The organism is Blastomonas sp., from assembly GCF_041747255.1.
GTDB lineage: Bacteria > Pseudomonadota > Alphaproteobacteria > Sphingomonadales > Sphingomonadaceae > Blastomonas.
Genome location: NZ_JBGTFM010000217.1, coordinates 1 through 2,788, shown reverse-complemented (window position 1 = coordinate 2,788; position 2,788 = coordinate 1). Strand labels below are relative to the sequence as shown.

Annotated in this window: 3 protein-coding genes; 1 reads left to right on the top strand and 2 read right to left on the bottom strand. The window is 65.2% G+C overall.

The features are described 5' to 3' along the window. Both ACEW8G_RS07800 and ACEW8G_RS07795 read right to left on the bottom strand, forming a co-directional pair. The coding region (locus tag ACEW8G_RS07800; RefSeq protein WP_373487866.1) for a glycosyltransferase at positions 1 to 732 on the bottom strand (732 nt) is incomplete at its 3' end. Between the two features lie 24 nt (positions 733 to 756). Then, positions 757 to 1,650 carry an alpha/beta fold hydrolase gene (locus ACEW8G_RS07795; protein WP_373487865.1) on the bottom strand — a complete coding sequence of 298 codons (894 nt, stop codon included), beginning with the start codon at positions 1,648 to 1,650 and terminating at the stop codon, positions 757 to 759. A 37-nt stretch (positions 1,651 to 1,687) separates the two neighbouring features. Here ACEW8G_RS07795 and ACEW8G_RS07790 point away from each other — a divergent pair. Continuing rightward, positions 1,688 to 2,788 (top strand): protein adenylyltransferase SelO family protein (locus ACEW8G_RS07790; protein ID WP_373487864.1); only part of this gene is annotated, 1,101 nt, incomplete at its 3' end.

Here is a 2,788-nt window from a genome sequence, read left to right as displayed (position 1 = left end):
CGCCGCAATCGCATCGCGCTCGGGGCCCTCGCCAACGATCACCAGCCGCGCGGGCACAGTCAGCGCCGCCACTGCACGCACCAGTCGCGGCAGGTTCTTGACCGCACGCAAGCCAGCAAGCGTGCCGATGACAAGCTCGCCCTCGCGCCGCTGGAAGCCGGGGATCGCGCCGCGCTGGGGCTTGCGCGCATAGGCGGCGACATCGATGCCGTTGGCGATCCGCTTCACCCGGCTCTCCGGCTGCTTCCAGATCCGCAGCGCGATGTCCTCAAGCGTGTGCGAGGGCACGACCAGCGCGTCGGTGCGCGCCAGCGCGACCATCCGGAACCAGTTGCGCTTGCGCTTGAGGTGCACCGCCTCATCCTCATTGAAGCCGTCTTCGTGATGGATCACCGGCGGCAACCACCGCTGACCGGCAAACAGGGTGCGCGCCATCACCCCGTCCATTGCCCCCCAGTTGTAGCTCAAGATCAGGTCAAAGCTCCTGAAATAGCCGGTAAACTGCTGATAGCGCTGAATGTTCGGCTTGCCCGAAAGCGAGGGCGCATTGTCAGGAAACGCGACCTTGATGCGCGGCGCAATTGCTTCGCGCGCGCCCAGCGCCCCGGGCACCGCGGTGAGGATGGTGTGATCCGCCGCAGCCCCGAAATGGTTCATCAGCCGGACGGCGCGTGCCTCTTTGCCGCCCAGATCGAACGTGCTGTGCAGGTGCAGGATACGGGCTGGGCGCATACGCGTGCGTGCCTGTGCTAGCTGTCAGGCGGGCACAGGCTGCGCAACCCGGCCCAGCAGCGCATCGATGGCGATTGCCACCTCGGGTTCCTCAAGGCTGGGAGCGTGGCCCTTGCCCTCGACCGTCAGCAGGCTGGCGTGGGGCAAACGCCCAAGCATCTTGTCAGCGGTCGCTACGCTGAACAGGTCAGACAGCGCGCCACGCACGATCAGCACCGGCACCGGGGCGAGGCCGGCAAGCGCGGGCCACAGATCGACCCCGGCCTCACCACCCGGCACCGCGAACGGCTCGGCGATCTTCATGTCGTAATCATAGACAATGCGCCCGCCCGCGCCGACCTTCATCGTCTTCTTGGCCATATCGAGCCATTCGCTGACCCGATAGCCGGGGAACACCGGGCCCTGCACCTCGGAAAGTGCGCGTGCTGCGTGCATCCAGGTTGGGAACGTCCGCCCCTGCCCGACATAATCGCGGATGCGCTTTAGCCCCACCGGGTCGATATCCGGCCCGACATCGTTGAGCAGTGCGCCCACCACCCGGCCCGGACGGGTGGAAGCGAGCAGCATCGTGATAAGGCCGCCGAGCGAGGTGCCGATTGAGACGAACTGCGCAATGTTCTCCGCACGCAGCAGCGCCTCCATATCCTGCACATAGGTCAGCGGTACGTAGCTCATCGCGTCCTTGGCATAGGCGCTGTCGCCGCGCCCGCGCAGATCGACACAGATCACCCGCCACTCGCCTGCCAGCCGGGCGGCGACATTTTCAAAATCGCGTGCGTTGCGCGTCAGGCCTGGAATGCAGATGATCGGCGGGCGCGCGGCATTTTCTTGGCGCGCGGGATAATCGCGAAAATGCAGCCGCAGGCCATCATTCGACCACCAATAGCCATCGCTATAGGCCTGTGCAGCTCTGGTCATGGTTGCGCGCGCTCCTTCCAGCCCCCACTATTGACCGATGACAACCGAACCGCAAGCCGCTTCACGCTGTGGCGACCCCGCCATCCTTGCCATCGCCGATGCCATTGCCCACCCGGTGATGGCGGCGGATTTCCCGCAGACGGTGGTCCGCTTCCGCAATGACCGCCACGCAGCGACCGTTGGGCTGGATGGGCTGGATGATAGCGCATGGGCGCAGCATTTCGGGCGGTTTGCGCCGCTGCCCGGCAACCTGCCCCAGCCGCTGGCGCTCGCCTATCATGGCCATCAGTTTCGCAGCTATAACCCTGACATCGGTGACGGGCGCGGGTTTCTTTTCGCGCAGCTGCGTGATGATGCCGGGCGGCTGCTCGATCTTGGCACCAAGGGATCGGGCCAGACGCCATTCAGCCGCGATGGCGACGGGCGGTTGACGCTGAAGGGCGCAGTGCGCGAAATTCTGGCGACCGAAATGCTGGAGGCCTTGGGGGTCAACACTTCCAAGACCTTCTCGGTCATCGAAACCGGCGAAAGCCTGTGGCGCGGTGACGAGCCGTCGCCCACCCGCTCTGCGGTGCTGGTGCGGCTCAGCCACAGCCATATCCGTTTCGGTACCTTCCAGCGGATCGCGTATGAGGACGATCCCACCAAGATGCAGCGGGTGCTGCGCTACGTGCTCGATGAGCTGTACGACGGCCAGACCAGCGACAACGACGCGGCGCTGCTGCTCAATCTGGTGACCGAGCGCATGGCCGACCTTGCCGCCAGCTATATGGTCGCAGGCTTTGTGCACGGCGTGCTCAACACCGACAACATGAACATCACCGGCGAGAGCTTTGATTATGGCCCGTGGCGCTTTGCCCCGCGCTGGGAGCCGGGATTCACCGCAGCCTACTTCGATCACAGCGGGCTGTACAGCTTTGCTCGCCAGCCCGAGGCGATCCACTGGAACCTGGGCCAGCTGGCAGTGGCACTGCGGCTGATCAGCGATGCGCCGCCGTTGATTGCCGCGCTCGAGCGCTTTGGGCCGCTGTATCAACAGGCGATGACCCGACGCTTCTGCTGGCGGCTGGGGGTGGTGCCGAAAGGGCTGGACGAAGACCGCGCGTTGATATCGGCAGCAGAAGCGCTGATGATGCAA

Excerpts from the sequence above, each read along its gene's own strand:
- ACEW8G_RS07795 (WP_373487865.1), bottom strand. The coding sequence starts at position 1,650 with ATGACCAGAGCTGCACAGGCCTATAGCGATGGCTATTGGTGGTCGAAT.